The organism is Bradyrhizobium sp. UFLA06-06 (genome assembly GCF_054820065.1).
On the sequence record NZ_JADFUD010000014.1, the window covers coordinates 22,931 to 44,721 of the forward strand.

Genomic DNA, 21,791 nt, shown 5'->3' on the forward strand with positions numbered 1-21,791 from the left:
CTCGTTTGAGCATGATTTCGGATCATGCTTTGGCGCGTGCGCGCAATGACAAAGCGAATTCACAGGCGACGACAACAGCATGTCCAGCAATCCGTTCGAAACCGCCGTGATTCTCGACGGCATCCGCCGCTGGGTCGAGATCGAATCTCCGACGGAGCGGCCCGATCAGGTCAACAAGCTGGCTGATCTCGTCGCGTCGGGCTATCGCGACCTGCCGGCCACGGTGGAGCGGATTGCGGGACGCGACGGCTGCGGCGATCACCTGGTGACGCGCTCGTCCTGGGGCCAGGACGCGCCGGGCATCCTGGTGCTGAGCCATCTCGACACAGTCCATCCGATGGGATTCATCGAACGGTTACCATTCCAGGTCGACGGCGACAGCGCGTTCGGCCCCGGTATCTACGACATGAAGGGCGGCGCCTACCTCGCCTATCATGCATTCAGGCAGGCCTGCGCCGACGGCGCGCGCCCGCCGCTCGGCATCACCCAGCTCTACGTCTCGGACGAGGAGATCGGCAGCCCGACCTCGCGGGCGCTGATCGAGGCCGAGGGCCGCAAGGCCAAATACGTGCTGGTGACCGAGCCGGCGCGCGACGGCGGCAAGATCGTCACCGGACGCAAGGGCGTTGCGCGGTTCGACGTGTTCATCAAGGGCGCGCCGGCCCATGCCGGCACGCGCCCCGAGGACGGCCGCAGCGCGATCCGGGAACTCGGCAATGTGATCCAGGCGCTGGAGGCGATGAACGACCTCGAGCGCGGCGTCACCGTCAATGTCGGTGTCGTCCGCGGCGGCACCAAGCCGAATGTGATCGCCGAAGAGGCCTATGCGGAAGTCGACATGCGCGTGCCGACCATGGCCGACGCCGACGAGCTGGTACCAAAGATCCTCGGGATCACCTCACGCACCGAGGGCGTCAGCGTGAAGATATCGGGCGAATTGAACCGTCCGCCCTATGAGAAAAGCAACGCCGGCGCCGCCCTCTACGAGCACGCCAAGGGGTTGGCCGCCGAGCTCGGCTTCGAGCTGGTGGATGTGTTCACCGGCGGCGGCTCCGACGGCAATTTCACCGCCCCGCACACCGCGACCCTCGACGGCCTCGGCGTCGACGGCAAGGGCGCGCATACCCATTACGAGCAGCTCTACATCTCGTCGATCGAGCCGCGCGCGCGGCTGCTCCACCGTCTCTATCAAACGCTGCGATGACACCGGCTCCAGGCGACCGCGGCGATCGCGATTCCCCCGACGACGGCGCGATGGCGCATGCGCGCGGCTCGTTCTTCGGGCGGCGCAAGGGCCATAAGCTGCGCCCGCATCAGGCCGACCTGATCGGCACTCTGCTGCCGCATCTGGCCGTCGACATCTCGGCGCCCGCGCCCGAGGCGCTGACCGAGTTGTTCGATGACGGCATCGGGAATGTCAGGCTCGAGATCGGCTTCGGCGGCGGCGAGCATTTGATCGCGGAGGCACAGGCCTTTCCGACCACGGGCTTCATCGGCTGCGAGCCCTATGTCAACGGCATGGCGAAGATCCTGACCCAGATCGAGGCGCTGAATATCGGCAATATTCGCCTGTTCGCCGGCGACGCGGCCGAACTGCTGGCCTGGGCGCCACAGCGCTCGCTTGCGCGCATCGACCTGATTCATCCCGATCCCTGGCCGAAGCGGCGGCACTGGAAGCGGCGCTTCGTGCAGGATGCGACGGTCACTGCGATGACGCGGCTGCTGCCGCCGGGCGGCGAATTCCGCTTCGTCAGCGATATCGACGACTACTGCGCCTGGACGCTGGCGCATCTGATGCGCTCGCCCGACTTCGCCTGGCTCGCCGAGCGCGCGATCGACTGGCAACAGCCGTGGCCGAACTACACGATGACGCGCTACGGCGCCAAGGCCGAGCGCGAGGGGCGCAAGGCGGCGTATTTGAGGTTTCGACGCACGCCTTAGTGTCGTCGTTCCGGGGCGATGCGCAGCATCGAACCCGGAACCTCGAGATTCCGGGTTCGTCGCTATCGCGCCGCCCCGGAATGACGAACAGTTAGCCCTTCACTTCCGCCAGCCGCGCCTTCCTGATGTCGGTCGCCTCCCACACCATCCGCTTGCCGCGCTCGCGGCCGAGCAGTTCGATCGGATCGTGATTGTCGATGTGGCCGAACTGGCCCTTGTAGACGCTGTAGCCGCACAATTCCTGCAAACGGCGCGGAAAGCGGGCCGCAGTCTCGCGCGGAATGCCGAGTTGCAGGTTCTCCTGCTGCCGCATCCAGCCCCAGCAATAGGCGCAAGAGAAGGCAAAGCGCCTGGCGTCGCTGGTGTTGGCGCCGCCGCCATGCCACAGCGCGCTGTCGAACAGCATCACGCTGCCGGCCGGCATGGTCGCGGTGACCACGTCGTACTCCTTGCCGTATTCGGGGGACGAATCGAGTTTGTGGCTGCGCGGGATGATCCGCGTCGCGCCGTTGTCGTCGCGGAAATCGGACAGCGCCCAGATCGCATTGATCGTGATCGGAATGTGCGGCCGCGGCAGCGGGATCAATTGGGTGTCTTCGTGAATCGGCTGCGCCTCCTGGCCGGGCCCGAGCACCAGCGAGCAGAACGACGAGAGCAGGCATTCCCTGTCCAGCACGCGTTCGACCACCGGCAGCACGTTGTCATGCAGCGGCACCTCCCAGAACAGATCGTCATAGGTCAGGAGGTTGTTGATGCGCAGCGTCTTGAAGCCTTCGAACGACGTCCTGGCAGGTGCGAGATTGTGCTCGCGCTCGATTCTCAGCACCGCCGCCTTCAACCCCTCGACCAAATCCGGCGAGGCGGCGCGCTCGAACACGGTGTATCCGTCGTCGCGGATCCGCGCGGCGTGCGATTGGATGTCGGCGTCCGTCAGCATGGCGATCTCCCCGTTGGCGCTGTGTCGCGCCTTGCGGAAAGCATAGCGGAACGACTCTAGTCCGTCACCCTGAGGAGCGCGGAACGCGCGTCTCGAAGGGTCGACAGCCCGACTGTGGCCGCGCATCCTTCGAGACGCGCCTGCGGCGCTCCTCAGGATGACGGAGCCAAGAGCTGTTAGCGTGAACTAGCGCGACTTCCAGAACTCCACGACGCGCTGCGCCGTTGACGGCATCAGGCGCACGAAATTCACCCGCGCACCTTCGATATCGGCAGGAGACGGCACGCGGTTCGGCCCGAGCCGCATCAGGATCAGGGCGCGCACGGTGGGCCATTCGAAGCCGATCGTCTTGCTGGCGATCAGGATCGGATCGTAACGGTCGCCGGAGATCAGGCGATCGAGCGTGACGATTTTCACGCCGGCCATCGCGGCGAGCGCCGCCACGCATTCCTCATATTTGAAGGCCTTTGCGAAGCCGGCCACCGCGGCCTCGTTCAATTCGCCGGCGCGGTACAGCGCCAGGATGGCGCGCTGCGCAGCCGTGAAGTCGCGGCCCTCGACCTGAACGATCACACCCTCGATCTCGTTCATCGCGAGCTTGATCTCGGCCTGGCGCTCCGGCTTGGCGACGGCATGCAAACGGCGGCGGATCACGTCGATCGAGCCGGCGAGCAGGCCCTTCAGATGCTCGGGCGGAAGATCATCGCGGCGGCCGATCCGCAGCGTCAGCACGCCGTCCTGGCCGGCGCGCCGCACCAGCGTCGCGAAGGACGCATCCGAGAACGCGGCGCCCGCATTGCCGGCCGCGCATCGGATCACATCGCGATCGCCGCGGCGGACAAGGACGTCGGTCAGCGCGGTCGAGAGCTTTGGCCGCTCGGCCATCGCGAGCAGATGGCCCTGGCCCTTGGCATTGGCGATCTCGACCAGCACCTTTTCATCAATCACCGGCGATCGGCGCAGCAGCGGCCCCGCGATCGCGACCTCGTCCTCGCGCGCGAGGTGCCCGACCAGATGGCGCGGCGCGTTGCCGAGGGGCGCGAGCCGTTCGGCGAGATCGACCCGCGCAGCAAGCTCGGCATGCGGCACCAGGCTGGTCAGCACCCCGTCGAACAGGTCGATATGGTCGGGGCGGAAGCTCGCGGCGCCCTGCAGGAACAGCTCGCCGAGCCGCCGCGCGGCCTCGGCGCGGCGCTTGGGGTCGCCGCGGCGAACGATGTCGTCGAGTTCCGGAATCAGCGCAGGGGCTGTCGTCATGAGCCTTGTCCAACCGGCGACTTCTGCCGATTTTCGGCAATCTATGGCCCCGTTCGTAAACGGAGGGTTAGATCGATCCGGCATCCGGGGAGCCGTAAAATCGCCTCCCGCCGGACCCGAGGGGCCTTGCCCGACCCGGGCAAAAGAGCTATATCCACCGCAACTTATGGTATCTCATACGATCGCGTAGGAGAGTGGGCCCCCCGGGACCCGCTCTTTTTTATTACCTGACGGGACCCAGCGAGGCCGGGTCCGGTTTGGGTAGCGTTAGCGGCCCCTTAAGGCCATCTGAACAACACAACAGACCTCAGCAGCCTTTAGACCTTAGACAGCCTTTGACACTGGATATGACCGAACCGACCGCCACGTCCGTGGACACCGAACTGCTCGCCGAGCCGCGTCTCGTCGTCGAGCCCGGGGTTGCGGCGCGCGTCGCCGCCGTCGCGGTCCCGGTGCTGCAGGGCATGGGCTATCGCCTGGTGCGCATCAAGGTCTCGGGCGATGCCGGCTGCACCGTGCAGATCATGGCGGAGCGGCCCGACGGCTCGATGCAGCTCGAGGATTGCGAGGCGATCTCGCGCGCGCTGTCGCCGGTGCTCGATGTCGCCGACCCGATCGAGCGCGCCTACCGGCTGGAAATCTCCTCGCCTGGCATCGACCGCCCGCTGGTGCGCCGCTCCGACTTCGAGCGCTATACCGGGCATCTCGTGAAGATCGAGATGGCGGTGGCGCATCAGGGCCGCAAGCGGTTCCGCGGCGTGCTTGCCGGCGTCGAGGGCGATGCGGTGCGCATCAGGCGCGACGATCCGCGTCCCGACGAGGACGCCGAGGTTCTCCTGGTGATGGAGGACATCTCGGACGCGCGGCTGGTCCTGACCGACGAGCTGATCGAGGAATCGATGCGCCGCGGCAAGGCCGCCGAGCGCGAGCTGCGCCGCGAGCTCGGCCTCGCGCCGCCGCAACCGGCCCACGCCAAGAAGAGCGATCCGGCGAAGAGCCAGAAGCCGAAACCCAAGCCTGGTGACAAGCCTGCTCACATGCCCGGCAAGAAGCCGGCCCCGACCAACACCAAAAAGCACCGCCTGGCGGCCGAGCGCGCGCGCCGTGGCGAGATCGATCCATCCGAAGGAGACTAAGCCATGGCAGTCAGCGCCAACAAACTCGAACTGCTGCAGATCGCAGACGCAGTTGCGCGCGAAAAGTCGATCGACCGCTCCATCGTGATCGCGGCGATGGAAGACGCCATCGCCAAGGCCGCGCGTGCCCGCTACGGCAGCGAGACCGACGTCCATGCCGAGATCGATGCCAAGAAGGGCGAGCTGCGGCTGACCCGCCACATGCTGGTGGTCGACGTCGTCGAGAACTCGTCGAACCAGATTTCGCTGCACGACGCGCAGCGCGCCAATCCGGGCGCCCAGGTCGGCGACACCATCGCCGACACGCTGCCGCCGCTGGAATATGGCCGCATCGCCGCGCAGTCGGCCAAGCAGGTGATCGTGCAGAAGGTGCGCGAGGCCGAGCGCGACCGGCAGTACCAGGAATTCAAGGACCGCATCGGCGACATCGTCAACGGCATCGTCAAGCGCGTCGAATATGGCAGCGTGATCGTCGACCTCGGCCGCGGCGAAGCGATCGTGCGCCGCGACGAGATGCTGCCGCGCGAAGTGTTCCGCAACGGCGACCGCGTCCGCGCCTATATCTTCGACGTCCGCCGCGAGACCCGCGGTCCGCAGATCTTCCTGTCGCGCACCCATCCGCAGTTCATGGCGAAGCTGTTCGCGCAGGAAGTGCCGGAGATCTACGACGGCATCGTCGAGATCAAGGCGGTCGCCCGCGATCCGGGCTCGCGCGCCAAGATCGGCGTGATCTCGCGCGATTCCTCGGTCGACCCGGTCGGCGCCTGCGTCGGCATGCGCGGCTCGCGCGTGCAGGCCGTGGTGAACGAGCTGCAGGGCGAGAAGATCGACATCATCCCGTGGTCGCCCGACATCGCGACCTTCGTCGTCAACGCGCTGGCGCCGGCCGAAGTCGCCAAGGTCGTGATCGACGAGGACCGCGAGCGCATCGAGGTCGTGGTTCCCGACACCAACAACCAGCTGTCGCTGGCGATCGGCCGCCGCGGCCAGAACGTCCGCCTCGCCTCGCAGCTGACCGGCTGGGACATCGACATCCTGACCGAGCAGGAAGAGTCGGAGCGCCGCCAGGCCGACTTCGAGAACTCGACCCGCGTGTTCATGGAAGCGCTCAATGTCGACGAGGTGGTCGGCCAGCTGCTCGCCTCCGAAGGCTTCACCTCGGTCGAGGAACTCGCGCTGGTCGACGTCAAGGAACTCGCCGGCATCGAGGGTTTCGACGAGGAGACCGCCAACGAGCTGCAGACCCGCGCCCGCGAATATCTGGAACAACTCGAGGCGGAACTGGAAGCCAAGCGCAAGGAACTCGGCGTCGAGGACGCCATGAAGGACGTGCCCGGCATCACCGGCAAGATGCTGGTCAAGCTCGGCGAGAACGAGGTCAAGACGGTCGAGGATCTCGCCGGCTGCGCCACCGACGATCTGGTCGGCTGGACGGAGCGCAAGGAAGGCGGCGAGCCGACCAAGCATGCCGGGTTCCTCGACGGCATCGAGATCTCGCGCGACGAGGCCGAGGCCATGATCATGCAGGCCCGTCTGAAGGCCGGCTGGATCACCGAGGCCGACCTCGCCAAGCCTGCCGAGGAGGCCGAGGCCGCCGAAGCAGAAACGACGGCTTCGTAAGGAGATGCCCGACGGATGCTGGCTCAGGCTGACCCCGATCTCGACGATGGACCGCGGACGCAGAAGTCCGCGACCACGCGGATGTGCGCGGTCAGCCGCGAGGTGCGTCCGATCGACGAGCTGATCCGGTTCGTCATTGCGCCCACGGGCGAGGTGATCCCGGATCTCAAGCGCAAGCTGCCCGGCCGCGGATTATGGGTTTCCGCATCGCGGCGCAGCGTTGCGGAAGCGGTCCGCCGTCACCAATTTAGCAAGGGATTCAAGCGCGACGTCCGCGTCGCGCCGACCCTCCCCACCGACACCGACACCCTCCTGGTGCGTAGCGTCACCGAGGCCCTGGCGATGGCCGCCAAGGCCGGTCAGGTCGTCTCGGGCTTCGGCAAGGTCGAGGACGCACTCAACCGGAACGAAACTGCAGCCCTGATCCACGCTTCCGACGGCGCAGCGGACGGAATCCGCAAATTGGACGCGATCGTCAGGCAAAGGGGCGAAAAACGTGGTGAATCGCCGGTAATCCCCGTCGTCAATGTTTTGACGTCGGAAGAATTGGATTTGGCACTTGGGCGGTCAAATGTGATACATGCTGCGCTGCTCGCGGGCCCAGCGAGCAAGACGTTCCTGTCGCGCTGCCAGATGCTGGTCCGATACCGGATGGCCGACGACGACAAGACCGCCGAAGCGGCCAGAAATTCCAGAGCGTGATCCGGGAAGGCGGACGCCGTCTTTCCGACCGGTCATGCTCAGCAAACGACGACACGTTGAAGGATTTGTGCGGCAAACGCACAGCGAAACGAGATTAGGACTGCTGAATGGTTGATACCAAGACCCCTGGCGACAAGACTTTGAGTGTCCCGAGCAAGACGTTGTCGCTGAAGCCGCGCGTCGAGACGGGCACCGTGCGCCAGAGCTTCAGCCACGGCCGGACCAAGCAGGTCGTGGTCGAGAAGCGCGGCAAGCGCCGCGTCGGTGGCGATGGCCCCGGCGAGGCGCATGCGCCGGAACCCGTGGTTGCAAAGCCGGCGGCGCCCGCCGCCAGGCCGCCGCTCGGCCGCCCCTCGGGCCCGCCTCCCGGCCAGCAACAGCGTAACACCCGCTCCGGCGTGGTGCTGCCGACCTTGACCGAGGACGAGCGTTCCGCGCGTGCCAGCGCGCTGGCCGACGCCCGTCAGCGCGATATCGAAGAACGCCGCCAGGCCGAAGAGGAAGCCAAGCGCCGCGCCGTCCGCGAGGCTGCCGAGAAGGCAGAGCGCGAGGCCGCCGAGGCCCGCCGCAAGGCGGAAGAGGAACGCCATCGCCACGAGGAAGAGGCCAAGCGCAAGGCCGAGGTCGAGGCCAAGCGCCGCTTTGGCGAAGGCGAGGCCAAGCCCGGTGCGGCACCTGTCGCTGCTCCCGCCAAGCCTGCTGGAGCCGGAACTGCGTCTGCTCCGGCCGCCCGTGCGCCCGGCGCAGCCCGCCCGACAACGACCACGACGCCTGCTGCGCGTACGCCTGCTGCCCCGGGGCGGCCGCCGGCCGTTGCCGCCGAGGCGGACGAGGACGAAGGTCCGCGTCTGGTGCGCCGCCCCGGCGGCGCCGTGCGTCCCGTCGCGGCCCCGAAGACCACTCACAAGCCCGGTCCGCAGAAGCAGCGCGGACGCCTGACCGTCGTCACCGCGCTCAACGCCGATGACGTGCGCGAGCGCTCGATCGCCTCGTTCCGCCGCCGTACCCAGCGCCTGAAGGGTCACGCCGCAAACGAGCAGAAGGAAAAGCTGATCCGCGAAGTCGTCATTCCGGAAGCGATCGCGATCCAGGAACTCGCGAACCGGATGTCGGAGCGCGCGGTCGACGTCATCCGCATGCTGATGAAGCAGGGCGCGATGCACAAGATCACCGACGTGATCGATGCCGACACCGCACAGCTGATCGCCGAAGAACTCGGCCACACCGTCAAGCGCGTCGCCGCGTCCGACGTGGAAGAAGGCCTGTTCGACGTCGTCGACGATTCCACCGACACCGAGCCGCGTTCGCCCGTGGTCACCGTCATGGGCCACGTCGACCACGGCAAGACCTCGCTGCTCGACGCGCTGCGCCATGCCAACGTGGTGTCGGGCGAAGCCGGCGGCATCACCCAGCATATCGGCGCCTATCAGGTGCTGTCGCCCGAGAGCGGCACCAAGATCACCTTCATCGACACGCCCGGCCACGCCGCGTTCACCGCGATGCGCGCCCGCGGCGCCAAGGTCACCGACATCGTCGTGCTGGTGGTCGCGGCCGATGACGGCGTGATGCCGCAGACGATCGAAGCGATCAACCACGCCAAGGCGGCCAAGGTGCCGATGATCGTGGCGATCAACAAGATCGATAAGCCCGACGCGCGCCCCGAGCGCGTGCGCACCGAATTGCTCCAGCACGAGGTGCAGGTCGAATCGCTCGGCGGCGACGTCGTCGACGTCGAGGTCTCGGCCAAGAACAAGACCAATCTCGACCGGCTGCTCGAGATGATCGCGCTGCAGGCCGAAATCCTCGACCTGAAGACCAATTCGCAGCGTCCGGCGGAAGGCACCGTGATCGAAGCCAAGCTCGATCGCGGCCGCGGTCCGGTCGCGACCGTGCTGGTGCAGCGCGGCACGCTGCGCATCGGCGACATCATCGTGGCCGGCGCCGAAATGGGCCGTGTCCGCGCCTTGATCTCCGACCAGGGCGAGAATCTCGAGGAGGCCGGTCCGTCCGTGCCGGTCGAGGTGCTCGGCTTCAACGGTCCGCCGGAAGCCGGCGACCGTCTCGCCGTTGTCGAGAACGAAGCCCGCGCCCGCCAGGTCACGAGCTACCGCGCGCACCAGAAGCGCGAGAACGCGGCTGCCTCGATTTCCGGCATGCGCGGCTCGCTCGAGCAGATGATGTCGCAGCTGAAGACCGCGGGCCGCAAGGAGTTCCCGCTGATCGTCAAGGCCGACGTGCAGGGCTCACTGGAAGCGATCCTGGGCTCGCTCGAGAAGCTCGGCACCGACGAGGTCGCCGCCCGCATCCTGCATGCCGGCGTCGGCGGCATCTCGGAATCCGACGTCACGCTCGCGGAAGGCTTCAACGCCGCGATCATCGGCTTCTCGGTCCGAGCCAACAAGGAAGCGGCGGCTGCGGCCAAGCGCAACGGCATCGAGATCCGCTACTACAACATCATCTACGACCTCGTGGATGACATCAAAAAGGCGATGTCCGGCCTGCTCGCGCCCACGCTGCGCGAAACCATGCTGGGCAACGCGCAGATCCTGGAAGTGTTCAACATTTCCAAGGTCGGCAAGGTCGCGGGTTGCCGCGTCACCGACGGCACCGTGGAACGCGGCGCCAATGTTCGCCTGATCCGCGACAACGTGGTGGTGCACGAAGGCAAGCTGTCGACGCTGAAGCGCTTCAAGGATGAAGTGAAGGAAGTGGTCGCCGGCCAGGAGTGTGGCATGGCGTTCGAGAACTACGGTGACATGCGCGTCGGCGACGTGATCGAGTGTTACCGCATCGAGACGATCCAGCGCTCTCTGTAAGTCCAAATCTTACGAAGCGTTGGGTCCATTTAACTGAAAATGCGACTGCGCGGCCGGACTTTGGTCCGGCCACCAGCGCATTGTCTGATTGAAAGCAAAGCTAGACATTGATGCCCGCGGCCAAGGCCTGCGGGCGTGACGGTTTTGGAAGAAGGTCATGCCCCGTCAAAAGAAGAGCTCCAGCCCCGGCGGATCGCAACGTCAGCTGCGCGTCGGCGAAACGGTTCGCCATGCAGTTGCCGAGATTCTGTCACAGGGTGAGGTCCACGATCCCGATCTGGAAGGCCACATCATCACCGTTCCCGAGGTGCGCATGTCGCCGGACCTGAAGCTCGCGACGATCTATGTGATGCCGCTCGGCGGCCGCGACACCGACACGGTGATATCAGCGCTCGAGCGCAACAAGAAGTTCCTTCGCGGCGAGATCGCGCATCGCGTCAACCTGAAATTTGCACCCGACATTCGCTTCCGCGTCGACGAGCGGTTCGACGAGGCGGAGCGCATCGAGAAACTACTGCGGACACCTGCGGTGCAGCGAGACCTTGCACCCGATTCGGACGACGAGTGATGACTGTGATGACGACCAACGGCGTTATCGACGCGAAGGATGCCGACGCGCGCGACGCTGAGCGGGATGCTTTTGCCGGCCAGCGCACCGACGATGCGCGCCGCACCAACAACGACCCGCGCCAGAAGCAGGGCAGACAGAACCAGCAGCCGCGCCGCGACAAGCGCGACGTCCACGGCTGGGTGGTGCTCGACAAGCCGATCGGCATGACCTCGACGCAGGCGGTCGCGGTGCTCAAGCGCCTGTTCCAGGCCAAGCGCGCCGGCCATGCCGGCACGCTCGATCCGCTCGCCTCCGGCGGCTTGCCGATCGCGCTGGGCGAGGCCACCAAGACGGTGCCGTTCGTGATGGACGGCCGCAAGCGCTACCGCTTCACGGTGTGCTGGGGCGAGGAGCGTGACACCGACGACACCGAGGGGCGGCCGGTCAGGACCAGCGAGAGCCGGCCGACCGCGGATTCGATCCGGGAACTTTTGCCGCGCTTCACCGGGGTGATCGAGCAGATCCCGCCGCAATATTCGGCGATCAAGGTGCAAGGCGAGCGCGCCTATGACCTGGCGCGCGATGGCGAGACCGTGGAACTGAAGCCCCGCCCGGTCGAGATCCACGAATTAACCCTTGTGGAACATGGAGATAACGGCCAATCCGTGTTCGAGGCCGAGTGCGGCAAGGGAACCTATGTCCGGGCCCTGGCCCGCGATATGGGCCGGATTCTCGGCTGTTTCGGCCATATCTGCGCCCTGCGGCGGACCCTTGTCGGTCCGTTTACCGAACGGGACATGATTCCGCTGGAACAGTTGGAGGCTTTATGCAATAGAGCCGCGTCTGGCGAGGGCAGCCTCGCCGACGCGCTTTTGCCCGTTGAGACCGCGCTGGACGACATCCCGGCACTGGCCGTCACACGGGCTGATGCGGCAAGGCTCCACAGGGGCCAGGCCGTTTTGTTGCGCGGACGGGATGCGCCCAATACCAGCGGCACAGTCTATGTCACGGTGGCAGGCCGGCTTCTCGCGCTTGCCGAAATTGGCAATGGCGAACTCATCCCCAAGCGCGTGTTCAACCTGAACGGACTGACTGCCGGTCCGGCTCGCAACAATGAAAGTAACTGACGATGTCGATTACCGCCGAACGCAAAGCGGAAGTCATCAAGACGAATGCCAACAAAGCCGGCGACACCGGCTCGCCCGAGGTTCAGGTCGCGATCCTGTCGGAACGCATCAATAACCTCACCGAGCACTTCAAGAGCCATGTGAAGGACAACCATTCCCGCCGCGGCCTCCTGAAGCTCGTGTCGACGCGTCGCTCCCTGCTTGACTACATCAAGCGCAAGGACGAGGCGCGCTACAAGGCGCTGCTCGAAAAGCACAACATCCGTCGTTGATTTGAGAAGCACGCGCGCGAGGGTTCGCGCGCGTTTTCGCATGGTCGTCCGTGAACTCGGGCTTTCGAATTGTCGAAAGATGATCATGCGCAGCATGGCAGTCGCGCCATGCACACTAGCGTCCAGCAGCAATCCGGCCGCTGGACCGGGCAAGATGCCCAGATGACCGAAGGGATGGACGCCATCCGAAATCCAGGGACCATGGCAGGATCGCCGGATACTGATCGCAACCGCGTGTCAGTGTCTCGCCGTCTTGGCATGGTCTTTGTGTTTCAGGGCGCCATGCTTTCGTGAAACCATGAAAGAAGACCGAAATGTTCAATACGCATTCCGTCGAGATCGACTGGGGTGGACGTCCCCTCAAACTTGAAACCGGCAAGATCGCCCGCCAGGCCGACGGCGCCGTGATGGCGACCTACGGCGAGACCGTGGTGCTTGCCACCGTCGTCGCGGCGAAGGCACCGCGCGAAGGCGTCGACTTCCTGCCGCTCACGGTCGACTACCAGGAGAAGACCTACGCGGCCGGCCGCATTCCCGGCGGCTATTTCAAGCGCGAAGGCCGTCCGACCGAGAAGGAGACGCTGGTCTCCCGCCTGATCGACCGCCCGATCCGTCCGCTGTTCGTCGACGGCTGGCGCAACGAGACCCAGGTGATCGTCACCGTCCTGTCGCACGACATGGAGAACGATCCGGACATCGTCTCGCTGGTCGCCGCCTCCGCCGCCCTGACCCTGTCGGGCGCGCCGTTCAAGGGCCCGATCGGCGCTGCGCGCGTCGGCTTTGCCAATGACGAATACGTGCTCAACCCGACGCTCGACGAGATGACCGAGACCCAGCTCGATCTCGTCGTCGCCGGCACCGCGGACGCCGTGCTGATGGTGGAATCGGAAGCCAAGGAGCTCAACGAAGACGTGATGCTCGGCGCGGTCATGTTCGGCCACCGCCACTTCCAGCCCGTCATCAACGCGATCATCGAGCTCGCCGAGAAGGCCGCCAAGGAGCCGCGCGAAGTCACCACGATCGACAATTCGGAGATCGAGAAGGAGATGCTCGGCATCGCCGAGCAGGAGCTCCGCAATGCCTACGCGATCCCGGTCAAGCAGGAACGCTATGCCGCGGTCGGCGCCGTCAAGGAGAAGGTGCTCGCGCACTTCTTCCCGGAAGGTCAGGAGCCGAAATACGACAAGCTCCGCGTCGCCGGCGTGTTCAAGGAACTGGAAGCCAAGATCGTTCGCTGGAACATCCTCGACACCGGCAAGCGCATCGACGGCCGCGACGCCAAGACCGTGCGCAACATCATCGCCGAAGCCGGCGTGCTGCCGCGCGCCCACGGCTCGGCGCTGTTCACCCGCGGTGAAACCCAGGCGATGGTCGTGACCACGCTCGGCACCGGCGAGGACGAGCAGTACATCGATGCACTGTCGGGGACCTACAAGGAAACGTTCCTGCTGCACTACAACTTCCCGCCCTACTCGGTCGGCGAGACCGGCCGCCTCGGCGGCACCAAGCGCCGCGAGATCGGCCACGGCAAGCTCGCCTGGCGCGCGATCCACCCGGTGCTGCCGCCGCACCACGAGTTCCCGTACACGATCCGCGTGGTCTCCGAGATCACCGAGTCGAACGGCTCGTCCTCGATGGCTTCGGTCTGCGGTGCCTCGCTGTCGCTGATGGACGCCGGCGTGCCGCTGAAGCGGCCGACCGCCGGTATCGCCATGGGCCTGATCCTCGAAGGTCAGCGTTTCGCGGTGCTGTCGGACATCCTCGGTGACGAGGATCATCTCGGCGACATGGACTTCAAGGTCGCCGGCACCGACCAGGGCATCACCTCGCTCCAGATGGACATCAAGATCGAGGGCATCACCGAGGAGATCATGAAGGTTGCGCTTGGCCAGGCCAAGGAAGGGCGCATCCACATCCTCGGCGAGATGGCCAAGGCGCTGACCGCGGCGCGCGCCGAGCTCGGCGAATACGCACCGCGCATCGAGACCTTCAAGATCGCCACCGACAAGATCCGCGAAGTGATCGGCACCGGCGGCAAGGTGATCCGCGAGATCGTCGAGAAGACCGGCGCCAAGGTCAACATCGAGGACGACGGCACCGTGAAGGTCGCCTCCAACGATGGCGAGGCGATGAAGGCTGCGATCAAGTGGATCAAGTCGATCGCCTCCGATCCGGAGGTCGGCCAGATCTACGAGGGCACCGTCGTCAAGGTGATGGAGTTCGGCGCGTTCGTGAACTTCTTCGGCGCCAAGGACGGCCTCGTCCACATCAGCCAGCTCGCGGCCAACCGCGTGCAGAAGACCTCCGACGTCGTCAAGGAAGGCGACAAGGTCAAGGTCAAGCTGCTCGGCTTCGACGATCGCGGCAAGACCCGCCTGTCGATGAAGGCCGTCGACCAGACGACCGGCGAGGACCTCGAGGCCACGCAGAAGACCGAGGCTGCGGCGCCGCGCGAAGCTGCCGGCGAGTAAGCCCAGGCCAATCGACTAGCAAATCGACTGTTACGAAAAGGGCGGCCCTGGGGCCGCCCTTTTTGGTTTGCCGAGGTCGGACGCAAATCAATCTCCGCTGATCGGCATGCGCGGTTTTGACCCGGCATTGTGATCGGGATTCGTTGGAACCCGTTCACAACTCGGGCCTAACATCAGGATGCTTTCCCAGCACGGAGAACCACGATGTCCTCGATGTCCCGACGCCATTTGATCATCGCAGCAGGCGGCATCGCTGCGGCCGCCGCCTCGTCGCGCGCTGCGTTCGCGCAGGCCACGGCGCCGGCCCCGGCCGGACCATTCAAGATCGATCCGCTGACCTATCCCACCAATGCGCTGGAGCCGCATATCGATGCCAAGACGATGGAGATCCATCACGACCGGCATCATCAGGCCTATGTCACCAACCTCAACAATTTCGCCAAGGACAATCCGCAGATCGCCGAGAAGCCGGTCGTCGAGGTACTCGCCAATCTCGGCAGCGTGCCGGACGCGATCCGCACCGGCGTGCGCAACAACATGGGCGGCCACGCCAACCACACCATGTTCTGGCAGATCATGGGACCGAACGGCGGCAAGGCGGACGGCGAGGTGCTCGCCGCGATCGATCGAGACCTCGGCGGCATGGAGAAATTCCAGACCGATTTCAACGCCGCCGGCGGGCGCGTGTTTGGCTCCGGCTGGGTGTTCGTCACCGTCACCAAGGATGGCAATCTCGCCATCGAGACGCGGCCGAACCAGGACAATCCGATCATGGACGGTAAGCGCGCGCTGCTCGGCAACGACGTCTGGGAGCACGCCTATTACCTGACCTACCAGAACCGCCGGCCCGATTATCTCAAGGCGTGGTGGAATACGGTGAACTGGAAGGCCGTGGCCGAGCGCTATGCGGCGGCGAAGGCCGGGACGCTCGGCGTGTGAGCCGCCGGGCTCGCCGGTCGCGAGGAACTGCGTTACCTTCGAAAGCTCCGCGATCGCTTCGCGGGGCTTTCACCTTTATGTATCCACAGCGTCGCGCCGCCGGTGTCGAACGCCGTGAGGATCGACGATGACGCCGCCGACCATCCGCCCCGCACGTTCCGACGAACATGACGCGATCGCGCGCGCCTGGATGGCGAGCTGGGCCTCGACCGGGCTCTCGCAAGCCAACGACAGTTTGTTGAACGATCTGCGTACCCGCCTGCCGCGCGAGATCGCGGGTGGCTGGAGCCTGTTCGTCGCCGACGATCGCGGCAGCATCGCCGCCATGCTGGCGCTGCACCTGCCGACCTCGCGGCTCGACCAGCTGATGGTGGTCCCCGCCTATCAGGGCCGGAGCCTGGGACGTCAGCTGCTCGCCTTCGCGCGCCGGCAGATGCCCGACGAGATCTGGCTGAAATGCGTCCGCGAGAATGAGAAGGCCTGGCGCTGGTACGAGCGCGAAGGCTTTGTGTTCGAGAAGGAAGCGCCCAATCCGGTCACGGGCTTCATGATGAAGTATTATCGGTGGAAGAGAACAAACCGCACATCGGAGGCTAAGCCATGATCAAGCTGTACTGGTCGCCGCGCTCGCGCTCGTTCTCCGCCATCTGGCTGCTGGAGGAAACCGGCCTGCCATACGAACGGGTGCTGACCGACATCAGCACCGGCGCGCAGAAATCACCCGATTTCCTCAAGATCAACCCGATGGGCAAGGTGCCGGCGTTGACCGACGGCGACGCGCAGCTCGCCGAGGCCGCCGCGATCTGCGCCTATATCGCCGACCGCTATCCCGAGACCAAACTTGCGCCGGCAGCGACGGACCCGAAGCGGGCGCGCTATCTGCAGTGGCTGTTCTTCTCGCCGAGCTGCATCGAGCCGGCGCTGATCCAGCTCTTCACCAAGCTCGAGGTGCCGACCAGCACCGCGGCATGGGGCAGTGCCGCGCAGGTGTTCGACGTGCTCGACGCCGAGTTGCAGAAGGGGCCGTGGATCCTCGGCGATCAATTCTCCGCCGCCGACATCGCGATCGGCGCGGGACTGAACTTTGCGGTGCGCGTGTTCAAGATGGTGCCGCCGCGGCCGTCGTTCGAGGCCTATATCGACCGCTGCGTGGCCCGGCCGGCGTTCCAGCGCGCGGAAAAGATCGCGGCGGGGTGAGCGTCGGATCTTGTAGCCCGGATGGAGCGAAGCGAAATCCGGGAAAAGTCTCTGATGTAGAAAGAGCTCTCCCGGATTACGCTTCGCTCCATCCGGGCTACTAACCTCCCCTTGAAAAGGGGAGGTCGCTTTGCTCGCCAGAGCAAAGCGGGTGGGGATCAACTCTCTCCGCTAGACTAGCAGCATCGCCTGCGGCTGACCCCCATCCCGACCTTCCCCCTTTCAGGGGGAAGGAGAAGACCGGTCTGTAACCGCTCGCGCGGTTTTCCGAACGGCTTAACCCGGCACGACGCGCGGATCGACGTCCTGCGTGTAATCCACGCCGTCGATGCCGAAGCCGAACAGGCGGAGGAACTGGCTCTTGTACTCGCCGAGATCGGCCAACTCGCCGAGCGTCTCGGTGGTGAGCAGCGGCCAGCGCCGCGACACTTCCGTCTGCACCTCGGGCGAAAGCTCCCAGTCGTCGACCCTGACGCGCTGCGCATCATCGAGCGCGACGCCCTTACCGAGCTTCGTCCGGAACAGGCGGTCGATCTGCTCGATGCAGCCTTCATGGAGGCCGAGCTGCTTCATGACCTTGAACAGCACCGTGCCGTAGAGCGGCACCACCGGAATGGCCGAGCTCGCCTGGGTGACGACGGCCTTCAGCGCGACGACGCGTGCCGCGTCAGGTCCGAGCCGGCCGCGGATCGCTTCTGCCTTGCTGTCGAGATCGACCTTGGCGCGGCCGAGCGTGCCGTTCCAGTAGATCGGCCAGGTCAGCTCGCTGCCGATATAGGTGTAGTTGAGCGTCTGGAAGCCCGGCGCCAAAACGCCGGCATCCGCGAGCTGGTCGATCCAGCGCTTCCAGTCGTCGCCGCCCATCACCGCGACGGTGGCCGCGGTTTGCTCCTCGCTCGCCGGCTCAAGCGTGGTCTGGAACACCTCACCGGTCTCGGTGTCGAGCGTCTTGATCTCGACCGGGGCGCCCAGCGGCTTGATCACCGAACGATAGGTCTTGCCGGTGTCGGGATCGGTCCGGACCGGCGCCGCCATGCTGTAGACCAGCAGGTCGAGCTGTCCGAATTTCTCGCGCACCTGCTCGATGAAGGTCGCCTTCAGCTCGTCGGAGAAGGCGTCGCCTTCGAGCGTGAGCGGCGATCGTCCGATCTTCTGGGCTTCGATCTCGAAGGCACGGTTGTTGTACCAGCCGGCGCTGGCGCTTCTCTTTTCCGACGGCTCGCGCTCCAGCGACACTCCGATGGTGTCAGCGCCGCCGGCGAAGGTCGCGACGATGCGGCTCGCGAGGCCATACCCCGTCGAGCAGCCCAGCACGGCAACCCGCTTCGGGCAGTCGGCGACCGGGCCCTGCTTCAGAACATAGGCGATCTGTTCGCGGACATTCGTGGCGCAGCCGACGGGATGTGCCGTCGTGCAGATGAAGCCTCGCACGCGCGGTTCAATAATCATTCCCACCCCATTCCGGATCGTTGCACTGTTCCCATTCGCTGCCTGCGGGCCTCCCTCAGCAAGCGAGGAGAGGCGAAATCACGCGTCAAGCCGCCTGAACACCAGCGTGGCGTTGGTGCCGCCGAAGCCGAACGAGTTCGACAGCACGGTGTTGAGCTTGACGTTGTCGATGCGCTTGCGCACGATCGGCATGTCGGCAAACACCGGATCGAGTTCGGTGATATGTGCGCTCTCGCAGATGAAGCCGTTGTTCAGCATCAGCAGAGAATAGATCGCTTCCTGCACGCCGGTGGCGCCGAGCGAGTGGCCGGTCAGCGCCTTGGTCGCCGAGATCGGCGGGCACTTGTCGCCGGTGCCGAACACCTTGCGGATCGCCTCGATCTCCGGCGGATCGCCGGCGGGCGTCGAAGTGGCATGCGGATTGATGTAATCGACCGGCGTGTTCACCGTCGACATCGCCATGCGCATGCAGCGCTCGGCGCCCTCGCCCGACGGCGCCACCATGTCGTAGCCGTCGGAGGTCGCGCCGTAGCCGACGACCTCGGCATAGATCCTGGCGCCGCGCGCCTTGGCGTGCTCGAGCTCTTCCAGCACCACGACACCCGCGCCGCCAGCGATGACGAAGCCGTCGCGGTTGAGGTCGTAGGGACGCGAGGCGGTGGCCGGCGTGTCGTTGTATTTCGAGGACATCGCGCCCATGGCGTCGAACAGCACCGACAGCGTCCAGTCGAGCTCCTCGCAGCCGCCGGCGAAGATGATATCCTGTTTGCCGATCTGGATCGTCTCATAGGCGTTGCCGATGCAGTGGTTCGACGTCGCGCAGGCCGACGAGATCGAATAGTTCACGCCCTTGATCTTGAACCAGGTCGCGAGCGTCGCCGACGCGGTCGAGGACATGCCCTTCGGCACCGCGAACGGACCGACGCGCTTCGGGCCCTTGGCGCGCGCGATGTCGGCGGCCTCCACCAGCGTGCGCGTCGACGGTCCACCGGATCCCATGATGATGCCGGTGCGGATGTTGGAGACTTCATTCTCCTCGAGGCCGGAGTCGCGGATCGCCTGTTCCATCGCAACGTGATTCCACGCCGCACCTTCGGCAAGGAACCGCATCGCGCGGCGATCGATCACCTCGGCAGGATTGAGTGTCGGCGCACCGTGCACCTGCGAACGGAAGCCGAGTTCGGCGGCCTTCTCCGCGCGCGAAATGCCCGACTTCGCCTCGTAGAGGCTCGCAAGCACTTCCTGGGTGTTGTTACCGATGGACGAGACAATACCCATCCCCGTGATGACAACCCGCCTCATGTTCGCCTCGCCCTGCCTTTATGTTGCCGCATGATGATCCTGCTCAGGATGGCGCCGTGCCCTGCTTGAACAAACCGACCTTCAAGTCCTTGGCGCGATAGATAATCTCGTCGTCCATGGAAAGCCACCCATCGGCAATTCCGAGCACGAGCTTTGACCGCATCACGCGCTTGATATCGATGTTGTACACAACCTTGCGCGCGTGCGGCAGCACCTGTCCGGAGAACTTCAGCTCGCCGAGGCCGAGCGCGCGGCCGCGACCTTCGCCACCGATCCAGCCAAGGTAAAAGCCGACCATTTGCCACATGGCATCGAGGCCGAGGCAGCCCGGCATCACCGGATCGTTCTTGAAATGACAGCCGAAGAACCAGAGATCCGGCTTCACTTCGAGCTCGGCGCGCACCAGCCCCTTGCCGTACTCGCCGCCATTCTCCGAGATATCGCTGATGCGATCGAACATGAGCATCGGCGGCAGCGGCAACTGGGCGTTGCCGGGACCGAAAAGCTCGCCCCGCCCGCAAGCCAGCAAATCCTCGTATTCGTAACCGCCGCGCCGATCCAGCATCCTCTTTCCACCTCTGATGTCCCGATGAAGCGCTTTGCTTGGTCGGACCTTGATCTACCCACGGGAACCGGAATAACCCGTCCCGCATCTTGGCGCTACCTGGGTACGCTACGGCCTGTTATCTCTGCCGAAAGCGCATATGTGGTCCGCGCGCTCTCTAACATACGGCTAACTGGGCGGCAAAGCGGCATTCCGATGATAAATGACCGCTTCTCCTTAGGTTTCTACCGCAGCTTGGATTCGTTCTAGTTGCGAAAAACTTGCATCTGATAGGCATCCTTTTTATATTTATGAGGAATATTGCCTGAGTTGGGTGCATAGAGTGGATATGAACGAGGAAGTACCGGCTGTGAACGATGATGCCGTGCACCCGGCTGCCCGGGGCGCTGGGCACCACCCTGCCCTGACCGGCTGTCCGTGGCATGACGTCAACGAAATGTTGCAGTCTGCCGGTCTGCGGCCGACCCGCCAGCGCATGGCGCTGGGCTGGCTGCTGTTCGGCAAGGGTGCCCGCCACCTGACCGCTGAAATGCTGTACGAGGAAGCCACGCTGGCCAAGGTTCCGGTGTCGCTGGCGACCGTCTATAACACCCTGAACCAGCTGACCGATGCCGGCCTGCTGCGCCAGGTCAGCGTCGACGGCACGAAAACCTATTTCGACACCAACGTGTCGACGCATCACCACTTCTATCTCGAGCACAACCACGAGCTGGTCGACATTCCCGACCCGAACCTCGTGCTGTCGAAAATGCCTGACGTGCCCGAAGGCTACGAGATCTCCCGCGTCGACATGGTCGTGCGGCTGCGCAAGAAGCGCTGAACGGTCTTACCGTGGATCTGAGTCGTGATGGCCGGGCTCGTCCCGGCCATTTTCATTTGGGGACGGGGAAGCTCAGTCCACCTTCTCGTCGGCGTAGACGCCCCAGAGGCGCTGCTGCTCGATCCAGCCGTCGAAGCCGTTGCCGGTGACCCGGCACCAGTTATTGGCGCATTTCTTCACCTGCGCGACGACGCCGGCCTGCAGGCGCGCCGCGATCGCGCTGGTGGCATCGGGGCGATCGTAGAGCGAGGCCAGATCGTCCTTGTTCTTCATGGTGACGACGGCGGTGCGACGGCCGGACAGCAGGGAATGATAGACCCAGCCTTCGGCGCCCTCGGAATCGCGCACCCGGCGCCAGTTCTCGAACTCGGCGGTGATTTCGACCGGCAGCCCCGACCGCGTATAGACCCAGGCGACGTCATTGTCCTTGGTCGGGCCGGCCCGGACGTTCACATGATCCGACTTCAGGCTGACATAGCGCGGGATCGGCAGGCCGCTGGTGGTGGGGCTCAAATCCTTGGCGGAATGTCCGGGCATGACCGACGCACTCAGCATGCTTCCGACCAGCGCCACCAATGAACTGAAACGCCAGAGCGCCACCATCAACTCGTCTCCTGCCGAGATGCCCAACCCGCATTCGGCGCACTGCAACCCCAACCACGCCCGAAGGCCCCTGCGCCTGCGCCCGTT

General features: G+C 65.2%; 20 protein-coding genes. 14 read left to right on the plus strand and 6 right to left on the minus strand.

The window, feature by feature from the left end:
- Window positions 1-79: 79 nt before the first annotated feature.
- Window positions 80-1,204, plus strand: coding sequence for a M20 family metallopeptidase (locus IF803_RS14505; RefSeq protein WP_461192587.1), 1,125 nt, complete (start codon window positions 80-82; stop codon window positions 1,202-1,204).
- Entirely contained in the window at window positions 1,201-1,941 is a 741-nt protein-coding gene (trmB, locus tag IF803_RS14510; protein ID WP_461192588.1) for a tRNA (guanosine(46)-N7)-methyltransferase TrmB, read from the plus strand. The genes IF803_RS14505 and trmB overlap by 4 nt, the downstream gene beginning before the upstream one ends.
- A gap of 91 nt (window positions 1,942-2,032) precedes the next feature.
- Here trmB and IF803_RS14515 read toward each other — a convergent pair whose 3' ends face one another.
- Window positions 2,033-2,878 carry a phytanoyl-CoA dioxygenase family protein gene (locus tag IF803_RS14515; protein ID WP_461192589.1) on the minus strand — a complete coding sequence of 282 codons (846 nt, stop codon included), beginning with the start codon at window positions 2,876-2,878 and terminating at the stop codon, window positions 2,033-2,035.
- A 186-nt stretch (window positions 2,879-3,064) separates the two neighbouring features.
- The gene (locus IF803_RS14520) at window positions 3,065-4,135 is read right to left on the minus strand and encodes a DUF2336 domain-containing protein (protein ID WP_461192590.1); all 1,071 of its coding nucleotides are present in this window, start codon (window positions 4,133-4,135) and stop codon (window positions 3,065-3,067) included.
- Window positions 4,136-4,482: 347 nt separating this feature from the next.
- On the opposite strand from IF803_RS14520, the gene rimP reads away from it, so the two are divergent.
- The 11 genes from rimP (at window position 4,483) to IF803_RS14575 (ending at window position 16,965) form a co-directional block, all read left to right on the plus strand.
- On the plus strand, window positions 4,483-5,271 hold the full coding sequence (rimP, locus tag IF803_RS14525) for a ribosome maturation factor RimP (protein ID WP_304497883.1): 789 nt from the start codon (window positions 4,483-4,485) through the stop codon (window positions 5,269-5,271).
- Between the two features lie 3 nt (window positions 5,272-5,274).
- Window positions 5,275-6,891, plus strand: coding sequence for a transcription termination factor NusA (nusA, locus tag IF803_RS14530; protein WP_212057943.1), 1,617 nt, complete (start codon window positions 5,275-5,277; stop codon window positions 6,889-6,891).
- 15 nt (window positions 6,892-6,906) lie between these two features.
- Complete coding sequence (locus IF803_RS14535; protein WP_028343911.1) at window positions 6,907-7,593, plus strand: RNA-binding protein; 687 nt, start codon at window positions 6,907-6,909, stop codon at window positions 7,591-7,593.
- A 107-nt stretch (window positions 7,594-7,700) separates the two neighbouring features.
- Window positions 7,701-10,409, plus strand: coding sequence for a translation initiation factor IF-2 (gene infB / locus IF803_RS14540; protein ID WP_028343912.1), 2,709 nt, complete (start codon window positions 7,701-7,703; stop codon window positions 10,407-10,409).
- Between the two features lie 157 nt (window positions 10,410-10,566).
- Entirely contained in the window at window positions 10,567-10,977 is a 411-nt protein-coding gene (gene rbfA / locus IF803_RS14545; protein WP_028343913.1) for a 30S ribosome-binding factor RbfA, read from the plus strand.
- Window positions 10,977-12,086 carry a tRNA pseudouridine(55) synthase TruB gene (truB, locus tag IF803_RS14550; protein WP_461192591.1) on the plus strand — a complete coding sequence of 370 codons (1,110 nt, stop codon included), beginning with the start codon at window positions 10,977-10,979 and terminating at the stop codon, window positions 12,084-12,086. Before rbfA ends, truB begins: the two co-directional genes overlap by 1 nt.
- Before the next feature lie 2 nt (window positions 12,087-12,088).
- Complete coding sequence (gene rpsO / locus IF803_RS14555) at window positions 12,089-12,358, plus strand: 30S ribosomal protein S15 (protein WP_016844725.1); 270 nt, start codon at window positions 12,089-12,091, stop codon at window positions 12,356-12,358.
- Window positions 12,359-12,672: 314 nt separating this feature from the next.
- Window positions 12,673-14,829 (plus strand): polyribonucleotide nucleotidyltransferase, encoded by a 2,157-nt coding sequence (pnp, locus tag IF803_RS14560; RefSeq protein ID WP_028343916.1) that lies wholly within the window; start codon window positions 12,673-12,675, stop codon window positions 14,827-14,829.
- A gap of 204 nt (window positions 14,830-15,033) precedes the next feature.
- Window positions 15,034-15,768 carry a superoxide dismutase gene (locus tag IF803_RS14565; RefSeq protein WP_461192592.1) on the plus strand — a complete coding sequence of 245 codons (735 nt, stop codon included), beginning with the start codon at window positions 15,034-15,036 and terminating at the stop codon, window positions 15,766-15,768.
- Between the two features lie 127 nt (window positions 15,769-15,895).
- Complete coding sequence (locus IF803_RS14570; protein ID WP_461192593.1) at window positions 15,896-16,372, plus strand: GNAT family N-acetyltransferase; 477 nt, start codon at window positions 15,896-15,898, stop codon at window positions 16,370-16,372.
- Entirely contained in the window at window positions 16,369-16,965 is a 597-nt protein-coding gene (locus IF803_RS14575; protein ID WP_461192594.1) for a glutathione S-transferase family protein, read from the plus strand. The genes IF803_RS14570 and IF803_RS14575 overlap by 4 nt, the downstream gene beginning before the upstream one ends.
- A gap of 276 nt (window positions 16,966-17,241) precedes the next feature.
- Here IF803_RS14575 and fabV read toward each other — a convergent pair whose 3' ends face one another.
- The 3 genes from fabV to fabA all read right to left on the minus strand — a co-directional run bounded on the left by fabV (window position 17,242) and on the right by fabA (window position 20,281).
- Window positions 17,242-18,414 (minus strand): enoyl-ACP reductase FabV, encoded by a 1,173-nt coding sequence (gene fabV, locus IF803_RS14580; RefSeq protein ID WP_461192595.1) that lies wholly within the window; start codon window positions 18,412-18,414, stop codon window positions 17,242-17,244.
- 78 nt (window positions 18,415-18,492) lie between these two features.
- Entirely contained in the window at window positions 18,493-19,716 is a 1,224-nt protein-coding gene (fabB, locus tag IF803_RS14585) for a beta-ketoacyl-ACP synthase I (RefSeq protein ID WP_028343921.1), read from the minus strand.
- A gap of 43 nt (window positions 19,717-19,759) precedes the next feature.
- Window positions 19,760-20,281 carry a 3-hydroxyacyl-[acyl-carrier-protein] dehydratase FabA gene (fabA, locus tag IF803_RS14590; protein WP_074126537.1) on the minus strand — a complete coding sequence of 174 codons (522 nt, stop codon included), beginning with the start codon at window positions 20,279-20,281 and terminating at the stop codon, window positions 19,760-19,762.
- Between the two features lie 328 nt (window positions 20,282-20,609).
- On the opposite strand from fabA, the gene irrA reads away from it, so the two are divergent.
- Window positions 20,610-21,101 carry an iron response transcriptional regulator IrrA gene (irrA, locus tag IF803_RS14595; protein WP_026192029.1) on the plus strand — a complete coding sequence of 164 codons (492 nt, stop codon included), beginning with the start codon at window positions 20,610-20,612 and terminating at the stop codon, window positions 21,099-21,101.
- Between the two features lie 72 nt (window positions 21,102-21,173).
- Here the strand turns inward: irrA and IF803_RS14600 are convergent, their stop codons facing one another.
- Window positions 21,174-21,701, minus strand: a complete 528-nt coding sequence (locus tag IF803_RS14600; RefSeq protein ID WP_461192649.1) for an SH3 domain-containing protein — start codon at window positions 21,699-21,701, stop codon at window positions 21,174-21,176.
- Window positions 21,702-21,791 lie beyond the last annotated feature (90 nt).

Bases quoted from the DNA above. Each gene is read 5' to 3' on its own strand.
- IF803_RS14505 (WP_461192587.1), top strand. From the start codon at position 80: ATGTCCAGCAATCCGTTCGAAACCGCCGTGATTCTCGACGGCATCCGC.
- trmB (WP_461192588.1), top strand. From the start codon at position 1,201: ATGACACCGGCTCCAGGCGACCGCGGCGATCGCGATTCCCCCGACGAC.
- IF803_RS14515 (WP_461192589.1), bottom strand. From the start codon at position 2,878: ATGCTGACGGACGCCGACATCCAATCGCACGCCGCGCGGATCCGCGAC.
- IF803_RS14520 (WP_461192590.1), bottom strand. From the start codon at position 4,135: ATGACGACAGCCCCTGCGCTGATTCCGGAACTCGACGACATCGTTCGC.
- rimP (WP_304497883.1), top strand. From the start codon at position 4,483: ATGACCGAACCGACCGCCACGTCCGTGGACACCGAACTGCTCGCCGAG.
- nusA (WP_212057943.1), top strand. From the start codon at position 5,275: ATGGCAGTCAGCGCCAACAAACTCGAACTGCTGCAGATCGCAGACGCA.
- IF803_RS14535 (WP_028343911.1), top strand. From the start codon at position 6,907: ATGCTGGCTCAGGCTGACCCCGATCTCGACGATGGACCGCGGACGCAG.
- infB (WP_028343912.1), top strand. From the start codon at position 7,701: ATGGTTGATACCAAGACCCCTGGCGACAAGACTTTGAGTGTCCCGAGC.
- rbfA (WP_028343913.1), top strand. From the start codon at position 10,567: ATGCCCCGTCAAAAGAAGAGCTCCAGCCCCGGCGGATCGCAACGTCAG.
- truB (WP_461192591.1), top strand. From the start codon at position 10,977: ATGACTGTGATGACGACCAACGGCGTTATCGACGCGAAGGATGCCGAC.
- rpsO (WP_016844725.1), top strand. From the start codon at position 12,089: ATGTCGATTACCGCCGAACGCAAAGCGGAAGTCATCAAGACGAATGCC.
- pnp (WP_028343916.1), top strand. From the start codon at position 12,673: ATGTTCAATACGCATTCCGTCGAGATCGACTGGGGTGGACGTCCCCTC.
- IF803_RS14565 (WP_461192592.1), top strand. From the start codon at position 15,034: ATGTCCTCGATGTCCCGACGCCATTTGATCATCGCAGCAGGCGGCATC.
- IF803_RS14570 (WP_461192593.1), top strand. From the start codon at position 15,896: ATGACGCCGCCGACCATCCGCCCCGCACGTTCCGACGAACATGACGCG.
- IF803_RS14575 (WP_461192594.1), top strand. From the start codon at position 16,369: ATGATCAAGCTGTACTGGTCGCCGCGCTCGCGCTCGTTCTCCGCCATC.
- fabV (WP_461192595.1), bottom strand. From the start codon at position 18,414: ATGATTATTGAACCGCGCGTGCGAGGCTTCATCTGCACGACGGCACAT.
- fabB (WP_028343921.1), bottom strand. From the start codon at position 19,716: ATGAGGCGGGTTGTCATCACGGGGATGGGTATTGTCTCGTCCATCGGT.
- fabA (WP_074126537.1), bottom strand. From the start codon at position 20,281: ATGCTGGATCGGCGCGGCGGTTACGAATACGAGGATTTGCTGGCTTGC.
- irrA (WP_026192029.1), top strand. From the start codon at position 20,610: ATGAACGAGGAAGTACCGGCTGTGAACGATGATGCCGTGCACCCGGCT.